Genomic DNA, 21565 nt, shown 5'->3' with positions numbered 1-21565 from the left:
GCGCCGGGGAGGGGTTGTGCTTTTGGGGCTCAGCCGTACCAGGATTTGGGCCAGGCCCACCAGGTGGTGGCCTCGAACTGGCGGCGGATCAGCGGGCTTAGGGAGATGAGCAGGATACCGATGGAGAAAAGGCACCAGATCGCAGGCTGCTCGAAGGGATTGTCTGTCAGTGTCGCCGCCAGAAGCGGTCCGGCCATGGCGTGGAAGACGACGAAGCGCCAGGCGCCGTAGGCCAGGGGCAGCAGGAATGCCGCCAGCATATAGGTGGGGAAGCCGGCGTGAAGGCCCAGCAGGTCCTCAAAAGGCAGCAACAGGCCGTTGTAGGGAATGCTCCAGCCGATATGCCACTCGCCGGCGACCAGGCAGAGTTCGCTGCCGCAGAGCGCCGTGCCCGGGCGGCAGGCCCCGGCCCAGGGCAGGGGATAGAGCTGCGCCAGCATCACCGCGGCCGAGAGCGCGCAACAGAGGTAAACCCCGCGGCGCAGTTTCCGCCGAACCGAACCGGGCACCAGCTCCATGGCGAAGGCGTTGATGAAAAAGGGCTGGAAAACGATGTGGAGGTAGGACAACAGGGTGATCGCTCGGTTTGCCGGCGATCCGCATTGGTCGATCACCAAGTAGCCGCTCGCCTGAAGCGCCTCCATGGCGGAAAAGTAGCCGAGAGTCAGCCAGATGGCCTTGGGCTCTCTGCGCCGCGCGAGCACCACGGCCCCGATGGTGCCAACCCCCACCATCGTCACCGACGCCGTCATGCCCCAACACATGGCTTTTCCCGCTTCCCTCAGAAACAGCGCATCGCCGCTGAGGGAGAGAGCGCGAGAGCCAGGAGTACCAAACGTCTCGCCGTCTGCTAATGCCTAAAGATCAGTTTTTCAGGGAAGCACAAGTCCATGGCTTTCGCCACGACAATATGCGCTTGGGCGATTCGACGCAGGGCCGCTCAGCGTCAATTGGAGAGAAGGTCTGTACGCCGCCGCTCGCTCACGAAATGCAGTTGGAGACCGGCAGCTCGGCCATCGCGTTGCCTTCGAAGCGTGCCGTCACGGGCGGTAAGGCCGTGCTGTCATCCAGGAAGTCTATGGCGACTGCAGCCCCCATGATCTCCGACCCGGCGACACGAGTCTGACCCAGCGGGTTGCTTGTCAGGGTGTCGTCGACGTCGATGGTGAAGGCGACTACTTCGCGCGGGGCCAGGCCGCTCATGGCCAGTTCGATCGAACGGCCGCCGTCGCGCACCGCCGGTATATCCGGAACGCGCGTGGCTCCCTCGACCAGTTCGAAGGGCTGATAGACCTCCACCCCCGGCCCCCGCGCCGAGGTGTCGAAGATCAGGCCGCCCAATGATTCGGCCAGATCGAGGGTCAGCTTCATGGCGCCAAGCGCGCAACCCCCGGTGTTGCGGATCTCGAAGCGATCTTTGGGTGCGCTTTCCTGAAAGGTCACCAGCACCTGCGCCGGGGCGGCGCTGGCCGTGCCCGCCATGACGAGCACCAAGGCGCAAACGCGGATGACCGACGGGCGATGGGTCGTCATGGCGGGCTCTCCTTCTTGTTTTGGGACCGCGTTGTGGTGGTGGCTTCTAACAGCCGGCGGTGCAACTGCCATCCGCGTCGAACGACATGGTGCGGCCACTGAGCGGCAGGTGCGTCGGTACCTTGACGGCGCCCAGGAAAGCTTCGGTCCGGCTGCCGGCGACAACCTTGCCGTCCTCGGTCGCCACTTCGTTGGCGTGGGAAGGGATGACCGCGGCGGGCTGGATCAACTCGTTGATCACGAAGGCTGCCTCCGTCGGCCCGGTCGTGAAGGTATCGCCGATGTTCATTACCACCAGCTTCGCGCCGTATTGCCTGCGCACCACCGTATCCTGCTCCGCGGTGACGCCTGTATCGCCGGAGAGATAGGCGACCAAACCGTTGCTGAAGCTGAGGACATAGCCGGTCGGCGGGCCGACATAGGCGGTGAGGCCCGCGGTGCTGAGATGCTCACCCAGTTCGCCCTCGATGAAGGCGCCCGAAAGGCCGTTGGAATGCACCGCCGGCACTGTGGTGATCGCCACGCCGCCGACCTTGCGCGAGGCACCGAAGCGCACCAGTTGCACCGATTTCGGATCGCCGCCCAGGGCCTTCACCTTGTTGGCGAAGAACCGCGGCATCTCGCTGCCCAGGACCATTTTTGCATTCTTGGCGATCGCGATGTCGACGGAGTTGGAGTTCGGTGTGGTCGAAACGCTGAAGTCGGAGCTGCCGCAGTCCCCGGCATTGGGGGCGGGGATACGGCGGTCCCCCAGGTGATCGCCATGCACGTGGCTGACAAGGACAGCGTCGATATCGCCCAAGCGCGGATCGTCAGCGCCGGCGACGGTTCGCCCGGCATCATAGAGAATGCGCGTGCCGTCCGGGTCTTCGAAGACCATGGCCCGGTCCAGACGGCAGAATTCGCCGTCATGGCTGCCCAGGGGCGTGACCTTCACGTCGGCCGCCTCGGCGGCCGTGGCGATGAGCCCGATGGCGGCAATGGCCGATAGCACTGTCGATAGCACTGTCGATAGCACTGTATAGACTTTTCTCACCGCTTCTTCCTCCTTAAGGCAATTCGACGACAGATCGTGACTACGGCCAGGATGCCACCGGCTGCCGCAATCGCAAAGAAACCAATGCGCGGTTCCCGTGAAGCCCAGACCCCTTGAAGCCCAGACCGGGCCGTCTAAGCTTTTGCCTGCACGAACCGCGCGGCGGCGAGAAGGCCCAGCAGGGCGAGGGGCAGGCAGGCGAGGAAGATGGTGGCGGCAACGAAATCCAGGCCGTCGGCGACCCCGGGACCGTTATCGCCTGTAATTCCCCCGGCAATCCCCGCCGCGTTGGCGACGATGCCGACATAGGCCGCGCCCAGGGCATAGCCCAGCCGCTGCACCGTGGGGATCGCGCCTGTTACCCGTTGTGTCTCGCCGTCGGGCGCCAGCGCCGTGGCGCGCCGCAGGATAAAGGTCCAGGCCATCCCGAAGCCGCAGCCCTGCACCATGGCGAAGACCGCGATCAGCCAGACCGGACCCAGGGGGACGCTGTAGGCAAAGCCGGCGATGCTGGCGGTAACCAGCAGCATGCCCAGGACGATCATGGCCGGGTCGCGGCGCTCGGGCGAGCCCGACAGCAGGGCGGCGACCGTGGCCCAGGCGACCGCTTCCAGCGCCAGGATATAGCCCGCCACGATCACCGGCGTGCCGTGCAGCCGTGTCATCAGCAGGGGACCGTAGATGCTCATGGCGATGGTGGCCGCGGTGAAGCAGAGAATCATGGTCAGGGCCGCACCAAGGCGGTTGCGGAAGCCGATGGGGTTTTCCGGCAGCAGGCGGCTCTCGGCCTTGCGCGCGTCCAGCTTCAGGAAGAGGAACAGGCAGATCAGGCCGGCCAGCACGAAAGCCGGCGTGTGCAGGGTTGAGATCTCTATGCCCGCATAGGCGATGGCGACGACGCCGGCGCTGAGCCAGAGCAGCCGGAAAACCGGGAAGCGCGCAGCCCCTGTTGCCTCGGCAGGCTTCGCCGCCGCGTCCTTTCGGGTGATCAGCCAGGCGGCCAATACCAGCGCCTGCAGGGCGAAGAACCAGAAACCGGTCCGCCAGGACGCCAGCTCGACGAAGAGCCCGCCGATGAGCGGGCCGAGGAAGGCGGACACCGCCCAGATGGTCGAAACCGCCCCCATGGCCCGCGCCGTCAGGCGCCGGGGAAACAGCAGCCCGACCGAAACGAAGGAGAGCGCCATCAGTCCGCCGCCACCGAAGCCCTGGAGCAGGCGCCCGGCCAGCAGAATCCACATCTCCGGCGCCAGGGCCGAGAGGGCGCAGCCGACGGCGAAGAGGCAGGCCGCCGCCGTCATGGGCAGGCGCAGGCCGTGGCGCAGGGCGAGCAGGCCGCTGGCCGCCCCGGCCACGATGGAGCCGATCTCATAGAGCGCAACGGTCCAGGAAATCAGCCGGGTGCCGCCGATCTCGGCGACGATGGCCGGCATCATGGTCGCGACCAGCAGGGCGTCGGCCGCGTGCAGCCAGACCCCCAGGCAGACCAGGGCCAGGGAAGGCCCGTGTTCGCGGCTCAGGATCTCCCGCCATCTTACTGCCGTTTCTTCGCTGCTGCTCAAGAGAACGCCTGGTCCTTCGGCTTGGGTCTGAGGGGGGGGACAACACCTTGCGCCGTTTCCGGGATCAATCCATCCGCTTTCGGCGCGCCGCAGGCGCCGATCCTAAATTCCTTTGCCGCGAACCGAAAGCCGGCAGGGGCCGTGCTTTGCGCAAAGGGCCGATCCTTGTATCGTCGTTCTCTCCCCCAGCGAGCCACGGAAAAGAAACATGACAGCAAACTTCGCCAACTACCCCAGCCTTGCCGGAAAGACCGTCTTCGTGACCGGCGGTGCCTCGGGCATCGGGGCCGAGATCGTCACCGCCTTTGCCGCCCAGGGCGCGCGGGTCGGTTTTGTCGATCTGGACGAGAAGGGCTCTGCGGCGCTGAGCGAAAAGCTCGGCGGCGATGTGGCTTTTGAGATCTGCGACCTGCGCGACATCGATGGCTTGCGCGCCGCCTTCGTTTCGCTGCGCGAAAAGCTGGGCCCGGCCACCGTGCTGGTGAACAATGCCGCGCGCGACGACCGCCATGACTGGCAAGAGACCACGCCGGAGTATTTCGACGACCGTATCGCCACCAATCTGCGCCATCAGTTCTTCGCCATCCAGGCGGTGGCGCCGGGCATGATCGAAGCCGGCGGCGGTTCCATCATCAACATGGGCTCGAATTCGTGGTGGGAGGCCGGGGGCGGCTTCCCCGCCTATGCCACGGCGAAGGCAGCAGTGCACGGCCTGACCCGCACCATGGCCCGCGACCTCGGCGGCCACCGCATCCGGGTGAACACCGTGGTGCCCGGCTGGATCATGACCGAGCGCCAGAAGGAACTCTGGACCACGCCGGAGGCGCTGACAAAACACCGCGACCGCCAGTGCCTGCCCGACCTCATCGAACCGGTCTACGTCGCCCGCATGGTGGTTTTCCTTGCCTCCGACGACGCCGCCATGTGCAGCGCCAACAACTACATGGTCGAAGCGGGGTCGATCTGAGGGCGCGTTAAAGCGGGGCCGCCGCCTTCCTCATTGCAACATTCGCCGACACGATCCGACAAGGAAGACTCCATGCCCCCCAAGCTTACCCTCGACCATATCGCCGTCTCCGCGCCGAGCCTGGAAGCGGGCATCGCCTTTGTCCGTGAGAGCCTCGGCATCGATGTGCCGTCGGGCGGGGCGCACCCGCTGATGGGCACCCACAATCACCTGATGCGTCTGGGTGAGGACGAATTTCTTGAGATTATCGCCGTCGATCCGGCGGCGCCGGCGCCGAAGCATCCGCGGTGGTTCGGACTAGACCGCAACCGGGCGCAGCCGCCCCGGCTGGCGACCTGGGTGCTGCGCACGCCCGACATCGATGCCGCTCTGGCGGCGGCGCAGCCCAGCCTTGGCCTGGCGACCGAGTTGACGCGGGGCACGTTGTCCTGGCGCATCTCCATCCCCGACGACGGGTCGATGCCGTTCGAGGGCGCGCACCCGACCTTCCTGCAGTGGCCGCCGGGCCCGCTGCCCGGCGCCGCGATGCCCGACCTTGGCTGCCGGCTGCTGCGGCTCACCGTCCATCATCCCAACGCCACCGAGATCGCTAAGCGTCTCGCCCCGCTCTTTGCCGATGACCGCGTGACCTTTGTGGCCGGCGACGAGATCCGCCTCGCCGCCGAGATCGAGACGCCGAATGGTCTTCGCCGCCTGATCTGAGGCCCAACGTTTCGTGTCGCTGTTCTGCCCGTGAGGGATTACGACCCAGACAGCGCCTTTGGGCGGGAAAGCGTTACATCCGGTTTTGCAGTTTAGGTGGCGTCTATAGAATTGAGAGACTGCAAACGGCCAAGGGCGGTTATTCGCCCATTCTTGCGGTTCGCAATGCAGCCGAAATGACTTTTGCCTGTCGTTCCAGATCAGACATCGAAGCGCGCCTTCGGGTCGAAATCATCCGCCAGTAGAGTGGTGCAGGGATCAGATCGAGCGCCAACTCGCGATCCAGCTCCGCAGGCAACTCGCCGCGTGAAATAGCGCGATCCACTATCTCGAGACCTCGATCGCGTCGTGCACTTGCTATCCTGTCCAGAAGCGGCACCAGTTCGTCCGACCGTGCGCATTCGGCAAAGAGGTCAGGCAGAATGCGCCCCGCGATCGGGTGGCGCAGTACACGCCGGAGCGACTTCAGGAACGCCAGAATGTCGGCCTCAAGCGTCCCCTCGTCGTCCATATCCGTGATATCCACCGCTATAGAGGCGACAGCTTGGCTGACAAACTCATGTTTCGAAGACCAGCGCCGGTAGATGGCCGCCTTGCCTGCTCCGGCCCGTGCCGCCACGCGTTCCAGCCTAAGTGCGGAGTAACCGGTCTGCGCCCACTCTTCGAAGAGCGCCCGGGTCAGCGCCTTGGTGACCGCAGGCCGCTTTAACGCCGCTCCGGAGAGGTTGCGGCGCGTTTTTGCGTCGGACTGGTTGCGTTCCATTTGTGTGTTCCTATATTATTCGTCGGAACGATACCGTTCCGTTGCGATGAGGTAAACCCCATGACACAAACTGTAGATGTATTCCCAAGCCTCTCCGGTTTACTGCGCAAGGCAATGGGCCCCGCGATCCGATCCGACGCTCAGGATTTTCTGAGTATGTGTGCCGAAGACATCGTTTTTGAGTTTCCCTATGCTCCGGAGGCCGCGGTCTCGCGGCTTGATGGCAAAGCGGCGCTGGCCGCGTATCTGCCAAAGGTTTCTGAGCTGATCGACATCGAATCGATGGAATTGCGGGCGACGTACAAAGACGCGGAGAGCGAAACGTTTGTGATTGAATTCAAATGCTTTGGCTCATCACGTCTCAACGATGCGCGCTATGACCAGAACTATATCTCGGTCGTGCAACTGCGTGACGGGCTGATCGCCCATTACAAGGACTACTGGAACCCCTTGGTGGTTTTGCGGGCGACCGGGTCCGACGGGGATTTGAGCCGGATCCTCAAAGGGGAAACCGGTCATGCAGGGTGAGATTCTGATCATTGGCGCCCGCGGAAAAACCGGAAGTCGTCTGGCGGTGCATCTGGCCGGAATGGGCGCGCCCACACGGCGTGCCGCCCGGACCGCCGACCGACCTGGCGAGGTGAGCTTTGACTGGGCGCGACCGGAAACCTTCGGGACGGCCTTCGAAGGAATCCATGCCGCTTATCTGGTCGCGCCGACCGACCGGGCAGACCACGCCGAAGTCATGGTCCCCGCTATCGAGCAGGCGCTAAAGCTGGGCGTTCGTCGTTTCGTTCTGCTCAGTGCGTCTTCGCTTGAGGCCGGCGGGCCGATGATGGGGGCCGTTCATTCCGTGTTACGTGAAGTGGCGCCGGAATGGTGCGTTCTGCGCCCGACGTGGTTCATGCAGAACTTCTCCGAACAGCAGCATCTGCCGACCATCCGCGACGAAAATGCGATCTATACCGCCGCAGGTCGCGGTCGTGTGCCATTTATCGACGCCGACGATATAGCTGCGGCTGCCGCTGGTGCATTGACAGCCGAGTATGCGCCGAACACCGATGTCATCCTGACCGGTCCAGAGCCGTTGAGCTACGACGATGTCGCGGAACGGCTGTCCTCGCGCCTTGTCCGCACCATCCATCACGTTGGAATGAGTTATGAAGACTTCATGGCGCGCCTGATGGGCAATGGGTTTGACAAAGTATACGCAAAGGCGCTTGCGGATATGGATGAGGCGATCTCGCGGGGTTCCGAAGATCGGGTTACCGACGGTGTCCAGCGCCTTGCCGGTCGAAGCCCACGCGATTTCGACGCTTTCGTCGCCGAAAACGAGGCCGTCTGGCGATAAGGTGTCTATGGCATCATAAGCCGCGTTCCTCGCAGGTTGCTGACGGAGTCTTGCTGCCATAGCACTGCGATCGGATTGAGCCCATTTGAGACATTGGCCCAACTGTGAGAATGAGCGTGATTTCAGTCACGCTCTTTGACTGGTTTGCTGCTGCCCAAACGGTCAATCCGGAAGGCGAACGTCTCGCCCCGGTCTTCGCCGATGATCGTGTGACCTTTGTGACCGGCGACAAGATCCGCCTCACCGCCGGGATCGAGACACCAGACGGCGTTCGTGAGCTGACCTGAGGATCGGCGTCTCGGGTCTCCGGCGACAAGCCTTTCGCCGCGTGCGTCCGGGAAAATAAGTTTTCACCACACCAGCTTCGTTTCATTGCTGAAAGGGCGCTTTCGAATTCTGCGGCCTGCTTATCGCGTGCCTCGGGTTTATCGTTTTGGATGGCTTCAAAACGGAAAGGCATCGGGATGACACAGAATGCTCTCAAGGCGGCGCCGCGCATCGGTATGGGATGCTGGGCGATCGGCGGGCCGTTCTGGAACGGCGATGTACCGGTGGGCTATTCCGGCACCAACGATGCCGACTCCACAAAGGCGGTTCACGCCGCCTGGGCGGCCGGCGTCCGCGTTTTCGACACCTCGGCGGTTTATGGCGCCGGGCATTCGGAGACTTTGCTGGGTGAGGCGCTGCGCGACCGGCCGGATGCCGTTATCGTATCCAAGTTCGGCCATTCCTTTGACGCGGAAAGCAAGCAGATGACGGGCCCGCAATATGATGCGGCCTATATCGAAGACTCTGTCGATCAAAGCCGCCGGCGGCTGCAGCGTGACCGGATCGACGTCATGCTGCTGCACTTAAACGGCCTGGCGGTCGAGGATGCCATGCCGGTCTTCGATACGCTCGAAGCGTTACGTTCCCGCGGGTCTATTGCCGCCTATGGATGGAGCACCGATTTTCCCGACAGCGTCAATGCCATGGCGGGCCGTGACGGCTTCATCGCCGTTCAGCACGCCATGAACATCTTCGTTGATGCGCCCTCCCTGAGCGCCGCGGCTGAAGCCCACGACCTGGTTCAGTTGAACCGCTCGCCGCTTGCCATGGGGGTGCTGACCGGCACGTTTTCAGATGGCCGCCGGGTCCCCAAGGATGATATCCGCAGCAACGATGCCGATTGGCAGAACTATTTTGAGAGCGGCAGCGCCTCACCGGACTATGCGCGGCAGTTGGACGCCCTGCGCGACCTCATCACGGCCGGGGGCAGAACCCTGGGGCAGGGGGCTCTATGCTGGCTGCTGGCAAAGTCTCCCAACACGCTTCCCATCCCCGGCGCAAAGAATGCCGAACAGGCCGAGGAAAATGCCGCCGCGCTCGACTACGGCCCGCTTCCGGCGGAGATCATGGCCGAAATAGAAGTGGTTCTGACACGGGGCCCCGAGGGGCCGGCGCGGGCAAGGTAGCCCCGATCAGCCGATCAACTCCTGCCACTCTTCCTCGCTGAGCATGGTGAGGCGCAGGGCTTTGGCTTTGATGCCGGATGAATCGACGGTCAGGTGTAGGCGCCAGCCGAATAGGTCAGCTCATAGCTGTGACTGTAGAGCTCGAATACGATACCGAAGGGATCTTCGACGTAGACCATGCGATAGGGCTTCTCGCCTGGAAAATACTCCCGAACAGGCATGCGCTGCTTGCCTCCAGCCGCCACGATCCGCTCCAAAAGGCCTTCAAGGTCGGGGTCCTGAATGGCGAAGTGGAACGTGCCATGCCTGCGGAATGAAAGATTGTCTTCGGGGGCATGGTTGCCATCGAACTCGAACAGCTCAATGCCGATCCTGTCCGCAGTGGAGAGATGCGCAATGCGCAGATGCTTCCATCCGGCACCCAATACGTCGGTGCACATCCGCCCGATATCGCTGTCGTCTTCGACAACCTCTGTCGGTTCCATGATGGTGTAGAAGCCAAATACCTCGGTATAGAACTTAACCGCCGCGTCGACATCAGGCACGGACAGGCCGATATGAGAGAAGCTCTTGGGGGTGGGTTGCATAGTACTGTCCTCAATTAGAAGTGGTGACAAAGCATTTAGGCTTGCCATATCTATTTTCAAAATTATCATTCTGAATTATTTCCATAATGAATTGTAATCATTATGCTGAACGCACAATGGCTCGAAACCTTCACGGTGCTTTGCGAGACGGGCCACTTCACACGAACGGCGGACCTGCTTGGAATGACGCAGCCCGGCGTTTCGCAGCACCTGCGCAAGCTGGAAGAACAGCTCGGCCAGGCGCTGATCTCGCGGCAGGGCAAGAGCTTCAGCCTGACGCCTGCTGGCGAGGCCGTTTTGACAGTGGGGCGGGCGCGGCGGATCGAGGATCAGACTCTACGGGAAACGATCCAGAACGATGACCCCGATGTCGGGAAGGTGAGCATTGCCTGCTCGGGGAGTTTTGCAATGCTGCTCTATCCCCACTTGCTGCCTCTGATGCGCGATGCGCCGCGCCTGATGATGCGGCTGGAAGCCACGCCTCAGGACGATATCCTTCGGGGTGTCCTGACCCGGCGGTTTGACCTCGGCATCGTCGGACGCAAGCCTGATCATCCCAGGCTGGACGCCATTCGTCTTGGCGAGGAGCAGCTTTGCCTTCTCCTGCCCGCCCGCGATGCACCAGAGCAAATAACTTTCAAGGACCTTGAAGCCCGAGGCTTCGTCGCCCACCCCGACGGTTTTGCTTACGCCGACGAGCTATTCGCCTTCAACTTTCCGGACGACTTTAAAGGGTCCGATCGGCTGCACGTTCGTGCCTTCGTGAACCAGATCAGCCAGATCCCGGCACCTGTCGCGCATGGTATCGGCTATACGCTGTTGCCACGCAGCGGGGTGGAAGCTTTTCCTCGCCGGGAAGACCTGCGGATTGCCCCCCTGATCAAGACCCGTCGCCATGAACTGTGGCTGACATTCGAGCGTGGGCGGCGGATGCCGGCACGGCTTGCGCGGATATCTGACGTCATTATGGCGGTCGCTAAAACACTGGAACCTGAATGACCCTGCCTTTGCTGATTTTGTTTTCCTGTAAGGACAAGAGAAGACCCGATGCGGCCGTGCCGCACCTCGCGTCTGTGGTTCAATCTATGGAGGACAGGCTCCAGACCCTACAGTTGGATGGGACTCCGCAACATCCAGCAGCGTGACGTCGAGCGCCGTTAGAGCAGATCCCGGTCGGATGGAATCGCCGAAGGCGATCCATCGACCGGGTGAATCTGCTCTAACTGTTTGATGTCGATCGGATTCACATGTTTTGGCGCAACCACAAAGTGGTTCCGTCAAAACATGATCCGATCTAGTCGATGAGGACTGCCTTAGGCCGGAAACGGTCATTCGTTGGCTTTGTAGTGAAAGGCCGGTTTGAGCCCATGATGGACGCTGAAAAATACCCAGCTAGTCTTGTTCCGTTCCCAGGTATCTGCCTTGTGTTTGCGCGATACCGGGATCAGATGAGTGTTCGACTTCGTCTCCGAGCACCTCGATCCAGGAATGCTTCCTGTGCTCATACACGGAAAAGCCGGGCTTTGGGAAATTGGGATCTGCGAAAGCACCAAGGGGAATAGCGGTTACACCCGGCCATCCCTCAATGACGTAGGCAAGTGTCGATCCACAAACAGGGCAAAATCTATATGTCGCGCGGTGGCCGCTATCGGCAACGCGTTCCCAAACAACCGATTCTCCAGAAACAGTCACCTGTTCATCTGGCCAACGGGCTTGAGTTGCGAAAGCACTGCCGCTGCGTTTCTGACACTCAAGACAATGACAAACGGACACACGCACCGGTTCGCCCTCACAGCGTGCACTGAGTTGCCCGCACCTGCATGTCGCTGTCCGTAATGCCATAGCTATGTCGTCCTGTATTCGTCAGCCGGGAGTTCGCTTGAAAGTCATGAGGTCATCTAATGATGTCGGTGACAGCCCAGAGTCAGTAATGTCCAGTTTTCGGCCGTTCGTGCTGACCAATCCAAATGACTGCCTGGGGTCGGAAGCTGTCGTCGAAACACATCGATCCAACGGTCGGTTTTCGCTCCACAAGGCTCGGTCGCGCACAGTTTCCCATCACCCGATCAGCGCCTGCCACTCTTCTTCGCTGAGCATGGTGAGGCCCAGGGCTTCGGCTTTCTTGGCTTTGGAGCCGGCGTCGGCGCCGATGACGACGTAGTCGGTCTTCTTGGAGACCGAGCCGGCGACCTTGGCGCCGAGAGTCTCGGCCTTTGCCTTGGCTTCGCTGCGGGTCATGGTCTGCAGGCTGCCGGTGAAGACCACGGTCTTGCCGGCAACCGGGGAGTCGCTGGTGGCGGGCGCCGCCACCGCTTCGATGGTGAGCGCGGCGGCGAGGTCGTCGAGGACCGTCAGGTTGTGTGGCTCGCCGAAGAAACCGACCAGGTCGTCGGCCATGGCCATGCCGATACCCTCGATGTTGCAGAGCTCGGCGTAGTGTTCGCCGACCTCCTCGGGCTTGCGCGCCTCGGGCGCCGCGGCGCGCTCGGCCTGGGCGGCGATCATCGCAGCGCGCAGGCCGGCGAAGTCGCCGTAGCTGCGCGCCAGCAGCTTGGCCGTCGCCTCGCCGATCTGACGGATGCCCAGCGCGAAGATCAGGCGGTCGAGGCCGATGGTCCGCCGCGCTTCAATGGCGGCGACCAGGTTCTTCGCCGAGAGCTTGCCCCAGCCCTCGCGCTCGCCGATCGCTTCTTCCTGGTCGTGCAGGCGGAAGATGTCGGCGGGGGATTTCACCAGGCCTTCCTGCCAGAAGGCCTCGATGTGCTTGCCGCCCAGGCCCTCGATATCGAAGGCGTTGCGCGAGACGAAGTGCTTCAGCCGTTCGACGATCTGGGCGTTGCAGATCAGGCCGCCGGTGCAGCGCCGCACGACCTCTCCGGCCTCGCGGATCGCCAGGCTGCCGCAGACCGGGCAGTGGTCGGGGAAGACGTAGGGCTTGCTGTCCTTGGGCCGCTTGGCGATGACGGCGGTGACCACCTGGGGGATCACGTCGCCGGCACGCTGGATGATCACATGGTCGCCTTCACGCACGTCCTTGCGGGCGATCTCGTCCTCGTTGTGCAGGGTGGCGCGGGCGACCACCACGCCGCCGACGCTGATCGGCTCCAGATTGGCGACCGGGGTGAGGGCGCCGGTGCGCCCGACCTGGATGGTGATGGCGTTCAGCCGCGTTTCCGCCTGCTCGGCGGGGAATTTGTGGGCGATGGCCCAGCGCGGCGCCCGGCTGACGAAGCCGAGGCGTTCCTGCAGGTCGAGCCGGTTCACCTTGTAGACAACGCCGTCGATCTCGAAGGGCAGCTCGGCGCGCCCGGCCATGATCTTTTCGTAGTAGGCCAGCAGGTCGTCGAGCCCGCGGCAGAGGGCGGAGGGTTCGTTCAGGGTGAAGCCCCAGCTTTCCAGCTGGCCGCGCGCCTCCATCATGGTGGCGCCCAGCGGGGCGGAAATCTGGCCCCAGGCGTAGCCGAAGAAATGCAGTGGCCGCTCAGCGGTGATTTTGGGGTCGAGCTGGCGCAGCGATCCGGCGGCGGCATTGCGCGGGTTGGCGAAGATCTTGCCGCCGGCTGCTTCCTGGCGTTCGTTCAGGGCGGCGAAGTCGTGGCGCGACATATAGACCTCGCCGCGCACCTCCAGAACATCGGGCCAGCCCTTACCCTTCAACTGCTGCGGCAGGTCGGCGATGGTGCGCACGTTGGCGGTGATCTCCTCGCCGGTCGTGCCGTCGCCGCGGGTCGCGCCCTGTACCAGCTTGCCACCCTCATAGCGCAGAGCGCAGGAAAGGCCGTCGATCTTCGGCTCGGCCATCACTTCCAGCGGCGCGTCCTTGTCGAGTCCCAGGAAGCGGGCGATGCGGGCCAGGAACTCGCCCACGTCCTCCGGCGCAAAGGCATTGCCGAGGGAAAGCATGGGAACGGCGTGCTGCACCTTGCCGAAGCCGGCTGCGGGCGCGGCGCCGACCCTCAGGCTCGGGCTGTCGGCGCGCATCAGCTCGGGAAAGTGCGCTTCGATGGCCTCGTTGCGGCGGCGCAGGGCGTCGTAATCAGCATCGCTGATCATCGGCGCGTCCTTCTCGTGATAGAGCCGGTCGTGCTGGGCGATCAGGGCGGCAAGGCGCGCCAGCTCCCCCGTTGCCTCTTCAGCGCTGAGGCTTTCCACGGTCTTGTCTTTGATCTTGGTTGGGCTCATGCGGCGCGGCTCTATTCGCTCGGTCGTACAAAAAAGAAAGGTCGGCTCAGGCGGGGCCGATCAGCCGCTCCGCCGCGGCGCGGGCCTCGTCGGTGATCTCCGCGCCGGACAGCATGCGCGCGATCTCCTCGCGCCGGTCGCCGGCATCCAGATGATGGACCTGGGTCGCGACCTGCTTGCCCTTGGGCTCCTTCTGCACCTGCCAATGCTGGGCGCCGCGCGCGGCGACCTGGGGGCTGTGGGTGACCACCAGGATCTGGCGGTCGCGGGCCAGGCGCTCCAGGCGTTCGCCCACGGCATGAGCGGTCGCGCCGCCGACGCCGCTGTCGACCTCGTCGAAGACCAGGCTGCGCTCCGGATTGATGCTCGCCAGCACGACTTTCAGCGACAGCAGGAAGCGCGCCAGCTCGCCGCCCGAGGCGATCTTGCCCAGCGGCCCGGCCTTGCTGCCCGGGTTGGTCGCGACCTCGAAGGCGATGCGGTCCAGCCCCTGGGCCGACCAGTCCGGTTCCTCCAGGCGCTCTATGCCGGTCGCAAAGACGGCGCGCTCCAGCTTCAGCGGCGGCAGTTCGGCGGCGACGGCCTTGTCCAGTTTCCTGGCGGCCTTGCGGCGTGCTTCGGAGAGCGTTTCGGCTGCCGCCATGTAGTTGCGGCGCGCCTCCGCGGTTTCGCGGGCCAGGGCGCTCAACTCGGCTTCGCCGCCGTCGATGGCGCCCAAGCGGGCGGCCAGTTCGTCGCGCAGCGCGGTCAGGTCTTCGACGCCGCGGTGATGTTTGCGCGCCATGTCCTGAAGTGCGAAGTAGCGATCCTCCACCGCTTCCAGGCCGTCGGCTTCCATCTCCATATCGCGGGCAAAGGCGCTCAACTGCGCCTGGGCCTCCTCGCATTCCAGCAGGGCGCGCTCGACCGCCTCGATTGCCGGGGCCAGGGCCTCACCGGCGGTCTCGGCGATGCGTTGCAGGGCGCGCTGGCTGCGGCCCAGCCCGGCGGCGGCGCCGCGTTCCTCATCCTCGATTTCGCGGTTGGCGGCGTTGACGCCCTCGATCAACTTGCCGCGGTGCATCAGGCGGTTGCGCTTTTCCGTCAGGGCGGCTTCTTCTCCCGGCTGCGGGTCGAGGGTCGTCAGTTCTTCCACCGCGTGGCGCAGATAGGCTTCGTCGCGCTGGGCCTCCGCCAGGCGCTGGGCCGCGGCTTCGCGCGCGGCGGCCGCCTCGCGCCAGCGCCGCCAAAGCCCGGCGACGCCGGTGGCTTTGTTCTCAAGCTTGCCATAGGCATCCAGCAGGCCGCGATGGGTCGCCGGGTCCATCAAGCCGCGCTGGTCGAACTGGCCCTGGATTTCGATCAGGCTGTCGGCCAGCCGGCGCAACAGCGCCACGGCCGCAGGCTGATCGTTCACGTAGGCGCGGCTGCGCCCGTCCTTGGTCAGGATGCGGCGCAGGATCAGCAGTTGATCCTCAATCTCAAAGTCCTGCTCCTGCAGGACGGCCCAGGCCGGATGGCCGCTGCCGACATCGAAGGTCGCCGTGACCCCGGCCTGCTCGGCACCGGGGCGCAGCAGGCGGGCATCGGCGCGGTGGCCCAGGGCAAAGCCCAGGGAATCGAGCAGGATGGATTTCCCCGCCCCGGTTTCGCCCGTCAGGACACCCAGGCCCTGGTCGAAGGTCAGGTCGAGCTTTTCGATAAGGACAATATTGCGGATCGACAGGCTGACCAGCATTCACCCATCCCGGAGATTCGCCGGCCCCATCGTCAGAAGATGCTGGAGATCCAGGATCCCTCGCTTTCCTCGGGGCGCAGGTTTTCGCCGGTCAGCAAGGCATAGCTGTCGATGTACCAGTCGCTGCCCGGGAAATTATGCCCCAGGACCGCCGCCGTTGCCTTGGCCTCGTCGAGAATACCGATCGCCATGTAGGATTCGACCAGCCGGTGCAGCGCTTCAGGCACATGGGTCGTGGTCTGGTAGCGCTCGATCACCGTGCGAAAACGGTTGATGGCGGCAAGATACTCGCTGCGGTCCTGATAGAAGCGCCCGATCGTCATATGCTTGCCGGCCAGGTGGTCCAGCGCCAGATCGATTTTCAGCTCGGCGTCGCGGGTGTATTTGCTGTTGGGGAAGCGGCGGGCCAGATCTTCCAGGGCATTCAGCGCTTCGGTCGTCATTTTCTGGTCGCGGGCGACGTCAGAGATCTGCTCGTAGTAGGAGATCGCCTTCAGATAGAAGGCGTAGCTGACATCCGGGCTGCCGGGATGCAGCTCGATGAAGCGGTCGAGTGCATTGATCGCCTCGTCGTAGCGGTTCTCCTGGTAGAAGGCGTAGGCGGCCATCAACTGCGCCTTCGATGCCCATTCGGAGTAGGGATGCTGGCGCTCCACCTCGTCGAAAAGGCGGGCCGCTTCCTCGTATTCGCCGACCTGGAGGGCGTCCAGGGCGCCGTTGTAGAGCTCTTCCACCGGGCGCTCCACATAGGCCGGCGGCTCGTCCGAGCTGCAGGCCGCAATGGCGAATGCCAGCAGGACTGCGGCAGCGACACGGCCCAGCGGGTAGGTGGCTCTGGTTGTGTTTTTCTCTGCGATCATAAATCCTTGCGCGTCAAGCGCGCACCCCGAGCGAATCGACCGGATTCTGACCGGTCCTGTACCTGCCGGACCGGCGTGAAACCTCAGCCGAGACTATAGGTCCAAGCGGCGGGCGTCTCAAGCGGCCTCATGCTCGCGACTGTGGTCTAAAGAGCACGAAAATGGACCGGCCCGGCATCGACGATGCCGGGCCGGTCGCTGGCCCCTAAAGGCCCCTCTCCAATTGCTTTATGCCGTTCAGGCCCTGGCGGCGACGGCGCGCTCCGGCTGGATCTGGGCGGCCACCGGCGCGGCGCTGCCGGTCGTCAGGTCGGTCCATTCCCAGGCCTCGGTGTCGGCGAAGAGCGTGTTCAACAGGCGCAGTGTCAGGGCATGGCCCGCCCGGTCGCCCTGGAAGTGGCCGATGATGGGGCCGCCGGCGAGGTAGAGATCGCCGATCGAATCCAGCACCTTATGGCGCACGAACTCGTTCCTGTAACGCAGTCCCTCTTCGTTCATGATCTCCTTGCCGTTGACCACGACCGCATTGTCCAGGGAGCCGCCGCGGGCCAAGCCCATGGCCCGCAGTTTCTCAATGTCCTGCACGAAGCCGAAGGTACGTGCCCGGGCGACATCGCGCTTGAAGGCGCTTTCCGCTACCTCGGTGAACCACTCCTGGTGGCCGATCAGGGTATCGCCGAAATCGATCTCGAAACCCACCGTATAGCTGGCTCCGGGGGACAGCGATGCGGCGCGATGCGGTTCGGAAACCACGGTTTCGTTGAGAACCCGGATCGCACGGCGCGGGCTGTCCTGCACCGTCACGCCGGCGCATTCGATCAGGAAAACGAAGGGGGCGGCGCTGCCGTCCATGATCGGCACTTCCGGGCCGTTCAGTTCGATCACCGCATTGTCGATACCGCAGCCGCTGAGGGCCGACATAAGATGCTCGATGGTGGCGATCTGGTTGCCCCGGACATCCACCAGCGTGGTGCAGAGCGGGGTCTCGATCGCATTTTTCCAGAGCGCCTGGATCTCCGTTCCGCCGTCAGCGTCGGTCCGACGGAAAACGATGCCGCTGTTCGCTTCGGCGGGGTGCAGCGCCATATTGACCTTGGCGCCGGAGTGCAACGCCACGCCCGAGCAGTGGATGGAGTTTTTCAGCGTCTGCTGACGAACGACATTGCCTGCCGATGCGCGATCTCTTGCCATATTGGTTATCTCAGTCCTCAGGTTCATCTACCCACATGATCCCGCTCAGCTGCCGTTTGTTATTCGCCCGGACCTGGAGAACCAGGCAATTCTTCATCCGGGCCGCAAGCAGTCTGCTCGGGCAAAGCCACGATTTTTGGCTGTTTTCTGCGCCATCAGAGCCTTTGCTCTGCGCCACAGCAGCCTTTTCCCTTAATTGGATTCCCCCAAGGAATCGACCACACAAAAACAATTAGGGGGACTATAAGAAGTCCCCCTCAAGTACTCAAATCACTCTTTGTTACAGTATGTTACCGCGCTGCACATCTCCATCTGCCGCTTATGATAGCGGTCTCTTGAAGTAAACCGCGCAACTTTAGTTGGCCTGGCGACGCAGAAAGGCCGGGATATCCAGCAGATCTTCTTCCGCCTGGCTCTGGCCGATGCGCTCGGCCGGGTCCAGGCCCGAGAGATTCGGTTGGGCCGCCGGTGCCGCTGCAGGCTGTGCAGGGGCTGGGGCCGGGGTTTCCCGCTGCGGCTGGGCCACACCGCTGCCCCTGGCCGGCATGGGCCGCGGCTGCGGCATCGGCTGAGGGCTCGGCTGGGCTGACCGGGCGGCTGCCTCGGTACCCTGGGTTGCCGCCTGCAAGGCGCGGGCAGCACCGCCGGTGACCTTGGCGAAGAGGCTCTGGCCGCTGCGCTTGGGTGCCGGCTCGGCGGCTACCCTTGATGCCGGGGCCGGGGCCGTTGCGGGCTCACCCATGGAAGGATACTTGGTATCCTGCTTTGTGGGCGCCGCTGCCTCACCGCGGGTGTCCACGGTCCTGGCATCGGGGCGAACCGCATTGGCGATAGCGGCTTCTGCGAAGGGGTCCGGTTCGGCGTGGATGATCTGGTGATCCGCCGGATCGCTCTCCGGCATCATCGGCGGCGGGGCGATGAAGCTGTCCGCCTCGGCCCGGGCATGGACCGCCGGGCTGGATTCCGCCACCGGGGCCGGTGTTGCCATTGGTTCCGGCTCAGGCTGGGCCAGGGCGGTCTGCCCCAGGCTCATCGGTGCCGGCTGTTCCAGGGCCACCGCTGCAGCGCCCGCCATGGCGCCGCCACCCATCTGGGCGCCCGGTGCCCCGGCAAACAATCCGCCGTGAGCGCCACCGGTCTGCGCCGGTGCCGGGTTCGGCATGGCCGCTGTTGCGGCTGCCGGCTGCTCCGCGCCGCTGGGATTGGTGGGCAGGGCAGGCGGCTTCTGACCGCCGACCAGGCTGAGGGTGATCGGCTTCGGCCGGGTCTGTGCATCGACGTCGATGCCGGTCGAAACCACGGAAACCCGCATCCGGCCTTCCATCGACTGGTCGAAGGTGGAGCCGAAGATGATGTTGGCTTCCGGATCGACCTCGTCGCGGATGCGGTTGGCCGCCTCGTCGACTTCGAAGAGAGTCAGGTCCATGCCGCCGGTGATGTTGATCAGCACGCCGCGGGCGCCCTTCATCGAGACATCGTCGAGCAGCGGGTTGGAGATGGCGGCTTCGGCCGCACCGATGGCGCGGTTCTCGCCCTCGGCCTCGCCGGTGCCCATCATCGCCTTGCCCATCTCGGACATGACGGCGCGGATGTCGGCGAAGTCCAGGTTGATCATGCCTGGGTTGACCATCAGGTCGGTGACCCCGCGCACGCCGGAATTCAACACGTCGTCGGCCATCTTGAAGGCATCGGCGAAGGTCGTTTTCTCGTTGGCGACGCGGAACAGGTTCTGGTTCGGAATGATGATCAGGGTATCGACGTACTGGGTCAGTTCGTTGATGCCCGATTCCGCCAGCCGCATGCGGTGCACGCCCTCGAAGTGGAAGGGTTTGGTCACCACGCCGACCGTCAGGATGCCCGCCTCACGGGCGGCCCTTGCGATCACCGGTCCGGCGCCTGTGCCGGTCCCGCCGCCCATGCCGGCGGTGATGAAGCACATGTGCTGGCCTTCCAGGTCGGTCAGGATATCGTCCAGCGCTTCCTCGGCGGCGGCGCGGCCGATGTCCGGGCGCGACCCGGCGCCCAGGCCCTGGGTGATGTTGCGCCCCAACTGGATGCGCCTTTCGCAGAGCGACTGGCTGAGTGCTTGGGAGTCCGTATTACAAATCAGGAACTCGACACCTTCCAGATTGGTCTGGATCATGTTGTTGACGGCATTGCCGCCCGCTCCGCCTACGCCGATCACCGTGATCCGCGGAGACAGGTCTGGTGTGGTCGAAGGTACATTCAGATTAAGGGTCATGTCTGCCTCCAGTCGCTCTAGACTTTAGAAAATTCCCGGGAAAATCCCCTGGACAATTCCGGGCCGGCCTTGCCGGTATTCATTGCTCCGATCCGGCCGGAACGTCCGCATTGCTGCTCTCTACTTTTAAAAATGCTCACGAAACCAATGTCCCAGGCGGCCGATCAGGCCGCCCATCTCTTGCGCCTCCAAAGAGGCTTCTGCCGGTACCGCGGCGTCGGCGGTAACGGCGTAATTCAAAAGGCCCGCGCAGGTCGCAAAGGCGGGGCCTGACGTGGCCTCCGCCAGGCCCTGCACGGCGACCGGTCGGCCGATGCGCACCTGTTTGTCGAGCACCGTCGACGCCAGCTCGCGGGTGCCCGGCAATTGACAGGCGCCGCCGGTCAAAACGACCCGGCGTCCGGCGATCTTGTCGAAGCCGCTGAGCTCAAGGCGCGAGCGCACCAGCTCCAGCGTTTCTTCAAGGCGCGGCTGGATGATGCCGACCAGGAGCGAGCGCGGTATCTGTTGCGATTCGGCGTTGTCTTCCTCGCCGACCTGGGGCACGTCGATCAGCTCGTTCTCGTCCGTCGGGACGGCGATCACATGGCCGTAGAGGGTTTTCATGCGTTCGGAATGCGCTAGCGGCGTCGAAAGACCGCGGGCGATGTCGCTGGTCACATGGTTGCCGCCGACCGGGATGATGTCGGTGAAGATGACGTTGTTTTCATAGAACACGGCGATGGTCGTGGTCCCGCCGCCCATGTCGATCACGGTGACGCCCAGCTCGCGCTCGTCTTCCACCAGGCAGGCGAGCCCGGCGGCGTAAGGCGAAACCGCAAAGGCCACCGGGTCCAGGTGGCAGCGCTGAATGCAGGTGCTGACGTTGCGCACCGCGCCGGCGGCGGCGGTGATGATGTGCATATGCACGCCCAGGTGCTCACCGTACATGCCCCGCGGATCGCGGATGCCGCGGCTGCCGTCGATGGAATAGGCGGTGGGAATGGAATGGATCATCTGTCGGCCCTGGTCGTCGCGCTGGCGCTGCACCTGGGTCTGATGACCATGCTCCACCGCGCGGCGCAGGTCCGCTTCGCCGACCTCATGGCCGTTGAGGGAAACCTCGACCCCGACGGTGGTTGAGGCCGGGTAGCCGCCGGACAGATTGACGATCACACGGTCGATGGTCTCGCCGGCCATCTGCTCGGCGGCGTGGACGGCGTTCAGCACCGAGGCCTCGGCGAGATCCATATCGACGATGGCACCGCCCTTGATGCCCCGGCTGATCTGCTGGCCGATACCGATCACGCGCGGCGCTTCGCCGCCTTCCGAGCGTGCGATGAAGCAGCAGACCTTGCTGCTGCCGATGTCCAATGCTGCGACGAGGCCGCCTTTGATCAGGCCTTTTCTCATGCTGCGCTTTGCGCTCCCATCTTGGT

20 protein-coding genes are annotated in these 21565 nt (G+C 64.0%); 7 read left to right on the top strand and 13 right to left on the bottom strand.

Annotated elements, in window-relative coordinates:
• Positions 1 to 29: 29 nt before the first annotated feature.
• The 4 genes from HBA54_RS08600 to HBA54_RS08585 form a co-directional block, all read right to left on the bottom strand.
• Positions 30 to 764 (bottom strand): DUF5765 domain-containing protein, encoded by a 735-nt coding sequence (locus HBA54_RS08600; protein WP_167223450.1) that lies wholly within the window; start codon positions 762 to 764, stop codon positions 30 to 32.
• Positions 765 to 981: 217 nt separating this feature from the next.
• A complete protein-coding gene (locus tag HBA54_RS08595) occupies positions 982 to 1533 on the bottom strand; it encodes an aggregation factor core (RefSeq protein WP_167223448.1) in 552 nt (183 codons plus the stop codon).
• 46 nt (positions 1534 to 1579) lie between these two features.
• On the bottom strand, positions 1580 to 2569 hold the full coding sequence (locus HBA54_RS08590; RefSeq protein WP_322095996.1) for an MBL fold metallo-hydrolase: 990 nt from the start codon (positions 2567 to 2569) through the stop codon (positions 1580 to 1582).
• 134 nt (positions 2570 to 2703) lie between these two features.
• Positions 2704 to 4131 (bottom strand): MFS transporter, encoded by a 1428-nt coding sequence (locus HBA54_RS08585; RefSeq protein WP_167223446.1) that lies wholly within the window; start codon positions 4129 to 4131, stop codon positions 2704 to 2706.
• Between the two features lie 208 nt (positions 4132 to 4339).
• Here HBA54_RS08585 and HBA54_RS08580 point away from each other — a divergent pair, with 208 nt between their 5' ends.
• Both HBA54_RS08580 and HBA54_RS08575 read left to right on the top strand, forming a co-directional pair.
• Positions 4340 to 5098 carry an SDR family NAD(P)-dependent oxidoreductase gene (locus HBA54_RS08580; protein WP_167223444.1) on the top strand — a complete coding sequence of 253 codons (759 nt, stop codon included), beginning with the start codon at positions 4340 to 4342 and terminating at the stop codon, positions 5096 to 5098.
• A gap of 72 nt (positions 5099 to 5170) precedes the next feature.
• Positions 5171 to 5800 carry a VOC family protein gene (locus HBA54_RS08575; protein WP_167223442.1) on the top strand — a complete coding sequence of 210 codons (630 nt, stop codon included), beginning with the start codon at positions 5171 to 5173 and terminating at the stop codon, positions 5798 to 5800.
• A gap of 139 nt (positions 5801 to 5939) precedes the next feature.
• On the opposite strand, the gene HBA54_RS08570 is transcribed toward HBA54_RS08575, so the two are convergent.
• On the bottom strand, positions 5940 to 6563 hold the full coding sequence (locus HBA54_RS08570; protein ID WP_167223440.1) for a TetR-like C-terminal domain-containing protein: 624 nt from the start codon (positions 6561 to 6563) through the stop codon (positions 5940 to 5942).
• 60 nt (positions 6564 to 6623) lie between these two features.
• Here HBA54_RS08570 and HBA54_RS08565 point away from each other — a divergent pair, with 60 nt between their 5' ends.
• The 4 genes from HBA54_RS08565 to HBA54_RS08550 all read left to right on the top strand — a co-directional run bounded on the left by HBA54_RS08565 (position 6624) and on the right by HBA54_RS08550 (position 9368).
• Positions 6624 to 7091, top strand: a complete 468-nt coding sequence (locus HBA54_RS08565) for a nuclear transport factor 2 family protein (RefSeq protein WP_167223438.1) — start codon at positions 6624 to 6626, stop codon at positions 7089 to 7091.
• Positions 7081 to 7914 (top strand): ergot alkaloid biosynthesis protein, encoded by an 834-nt coding sequence (locus HBA54_RS08560; protein ID WP_167223436.1) that lies wholly within the window; start codon positions 7081 to 7083, stop codon positions 7912 to 7914. The genes HBA54_RS08565 and HBA54_RS08560 overlap by 11 nt, the downstream gene beginning before the upstream one ends.
• A 110-nt stretch (positions 7915 to 8024) precedes the next feature.
• Complete coding sequence (locus HBA54_RS08555) at positions 8025 to 8201, top strand: hypothetical protein (RefSeq protein WP_167223434.1); 177 nt, start codon at positions 8025 to 8027, stop codon at positions 8199 to 8201.
• 177 nt (positions 8202 to 8378) lie between these two features.
• Positions 8379 to 9368, top strand: coding sequence for an aldo/keto reductase (locus HBA54_RS08550; protein WP_205944499.1), 990 nt, complete (start codon positions 8379 to 8381; stop codon positions 9366 to 9368).
• A gap of 89 nt (positions 9369 to 9457) precedes the next feature.
• On the opposite strand, the gene HBA54_RS08545 is transcribed toward HBA54_RS08550, so the two are convergent.
• Positions 9458 to 9955 (bottom strand): lactoylglutathione lyase family protein, encoded by a 498-nt coding sequence (locus tag HBA54_RS08545; RefSeq protein WP_167223432.1) that lies wholly within the window; start codon positions 9953 to 9955, stop codon positions 9458 to 9460.
• A gap of 102 nt (positions 9956 to 10057) precedes the next feature.
• Here HBA54_RS08545 and HBA54_RS08540 point away from each other — a divergent pair, with 102 nt between their 5' ends.
• Positions 10058 to 10954 carry a LysR family transcriptional regulator gene (locus tag HBA54_RS08540; RefSeq protein ID WP_167223430.1) on the top strand — a complete coding sequence of 299 codons (897 nt, stop codon included), beginning with the start codon at positions 10058 to 10060 and terminating at the stop codon, positions 10952 to 10954.
• A 393-nt stretch (positions 10955 to 11347) separates the two neighbouring features.
• On the opposite strand, the gene HBA54_RS29850 is transcribed toward HBA54_RS08540, so the two are convergent.
• From HBA54_RS29850 to ftsA, 7 genes are all read right to left on the bottom strand, one after another.
• On the bottom strand, positions 11348 to 11797 hold the full coding sequence (locus tag HBA54_RS29850; protein ID WP_167223428.1) for a GFA family protein: 450 nt from the start codon (positions 11795 to 11797) through the stop codon (positions 11348 to 11350).
• A 216-nt stretch (positions 11798 to 12013) separates the two neighbouring features.
• Positions 12014 to 14137 (bottom strand): NAD-dependent DNA ligase LigA, encoded by a 2124-nt coding sequence (gene ligA, locus HBA54_RS08530; RefSeq protein WP_167223426.1) that lies wholly within the window; start codon positions 14135 to 14137, stop codon positions 12014 to 12016.
• Between the two features lie 46 nt (positions 14138 to 14183).
• A complete protein-coding gene (gene recN / locus HBA54_RS08525) occupies positions 14184 to 15854 on the bottom strand; it encodes a DNA repair protein RecN (RefSeq protein ID WP_167223424.1) in 1671 nt (556 codons plus the stop codon).
• Between the two features lie 32 nt (positions 15855 to 15886).
• Positions 15887 to 16714, bottom strand: a complete 828-nt coding sequence (locus HBA54_RS08520) for an outer membrane protein assembly factor BamD (protein WP_167223422.1) — start codon at positions 16712 to 16714, stop codon at positions 15887 to 15889.
• A gap of 237 nt (positions 16715 to 16951) precedes the next feature.
• Entirely contained in the window at positions 16952 to 17905 is a 954-nt protein-coding gene (gene lpxC / locus HBA54_RS08515) for a UDP-3-O-acyl-N-acetylglucosamine deacetylase (RefSeq protein WP_167223420.1), read from the bottom strand.
• A gap of 355 nt (positions 17906 to 18260) precedes the next feature.
• Positions 18261 to 20147 carry a cell division protein FtsZ gene (gene ftsZ, locus HBA54_RS08510; RefSeq protein WP_167223417.1) on the bottom strand — a complete coding sequence of 629 codons (1887 nt, stop codon included), beginning with the start codon at positions 20145 to 20147 and terminating at the stop codon, positions 18261 to 18263.
• Between the two features lie 126 nt (positions 20148 to 20273).
• Positions 20274 to 21539: a cell division protein FtsA gene (gene ftsA / locus HBA54_RS08505; protein ID WP_167223414.1), complete on the bottom strand. Its 1266-nt coding sequence runs from the start codon at positions 21537 to 21539 to the stop codon at positions 20274 to 20276.
• Positions 21540 to 21565: the final 26 nt, after the last annotated feature.

The sequence above is a fragment of the Pelagibius litoralis genome, assembly GCF_011683915.1.
Lineage (GTDB): Bacteria > Pseudomonadota > Alphaproteobacteria > Kiloniellales > Kiloniellaceae > Pelagibius > Pelagibius litoralis.
The sequence above is the reverse complement of the archived record's forward strand: the minus strand, read 5'-3'. Positions and strand labels throughout refer to the sequence as shown.

Coding starts and splice junctions, on each gene's coding strand:
- HBA54_RS08600 (WP_167223450.1), bottom strand. CDS start 764: ATGTGTTGGGGCATGACGGCGTCGGTGACGATGGTGGGGGTTGGCACC.
- HBA54_RS08595 (WP_167223448.1), bottom strand. CDS start 1,533: ATGACGACCCATCGCCCGTCGGTCATCCGCGTTTGCGCCTTGGTGCTC.
- HBA54_RS08580 (WP_167223444.1), top strand. CDS start 4,340: ATGACAGCAAACTTCGCCAACTACCCCAGCCTTGCCGGAAAGACCGTC.
- HBA54_RS08575 (WP_167223442.1), top strand. CDS start 5,171: ATGCCCCCCAAGCTTACCCTCGACCATATCGCCGTCTCCGCGCCGAGC.
- HBA54_RS08570 (WP_167223440.1), bottom strand. CDS start 6,563: ATGGAACGCAACCAGTCCGACGCAAAAACGCGCCGCAACCTCTCCGGA.
- HBA54_RS08565 (WP_167223438.1), top strand. CDS start 6,624: ATGACACAAACTGTAGATGTATTCCCAAGCCTCTCCGGTTTACTGCGC.
- HBA54_RS08560 (WP_167223436.1), top strand. CDS start 7,081: ATGCAGGGTGAGATTCTGATCATTGGCGCCCGCGGAAAAACCGGAAGT.
- HBA54_RS08555 (WP_167223434.1), top strand. CDS start 8,025: ATGAGCGTGATTTCAGTCACGCTCTTTGACTGGTTTGCTGCTGCCCAA.
- HBA54_RS08550 (WP_205944499.1), top strand. CDS start 8,379: ATGACACAGAATGCTCTCAAGGCGGCGCCGCGCATCGGTATGGGATGC.
- HBA54_RS08545 (WP_167223432.1), bottom strand. CDS start 9,955: ATGCAACCCACCCCCAAGAGCTTCTCTCATATCGGCCTGTCCGTGCCT.
- HBA54_RS08540 (WP_167223430.1), top strand. CDS start 10,058: ATGCTGAACGCACAATGGCTCGAAACCTTCACGGTGCTTTGCGAGACG.
- HBA54_RS29850 (WP_167223428.1), bottom strand. CDS start 11,797: ATGGCATTACGGACAGCGACATGCAGGTGCGGGCAACTCAGTGCACGC.
- ligA (WP_167223426.1), bottom strand. CDS start 14,137: ATGAGCCCAACCAAGATCAAAGACAAGACCGTGGAAAGCCTCAGCGCT.
- recN (WP_167223424.1), bottom strand. CDS start 15,854: ATGCTGGTCAGCCTGTCGATCCGCAATATTGTCCTTATCGAAAAGCTC.
- HBA54_RS08520 (WP_167223422.1), bottom strand. CDS start 16,714: ATGATCGCAGAGAAAAACACAACCAGAGCCACCTACCCGCTGGGCCGT.
- lpxC (WP_167223420.1), bottom strand. CDS start 17,905: ATGGCAAGAGATCGCGCATCGGCAGGCAATGTCGTTCGTCAGCAGACG.
- ftsZ (WP_167223417.1), bottom strand. CDS start 20,147: ATGACCCTTAATCTGAATGTACCTTCGACCACACCAGACCTGTCTCCG.
- ftsA (WP_167223414.1), bottom strand. CDS start 21,539: ATGAGAAAAGGCCTGATCAAAGGCGGCCTCGTCGCAGCATTGGACATC.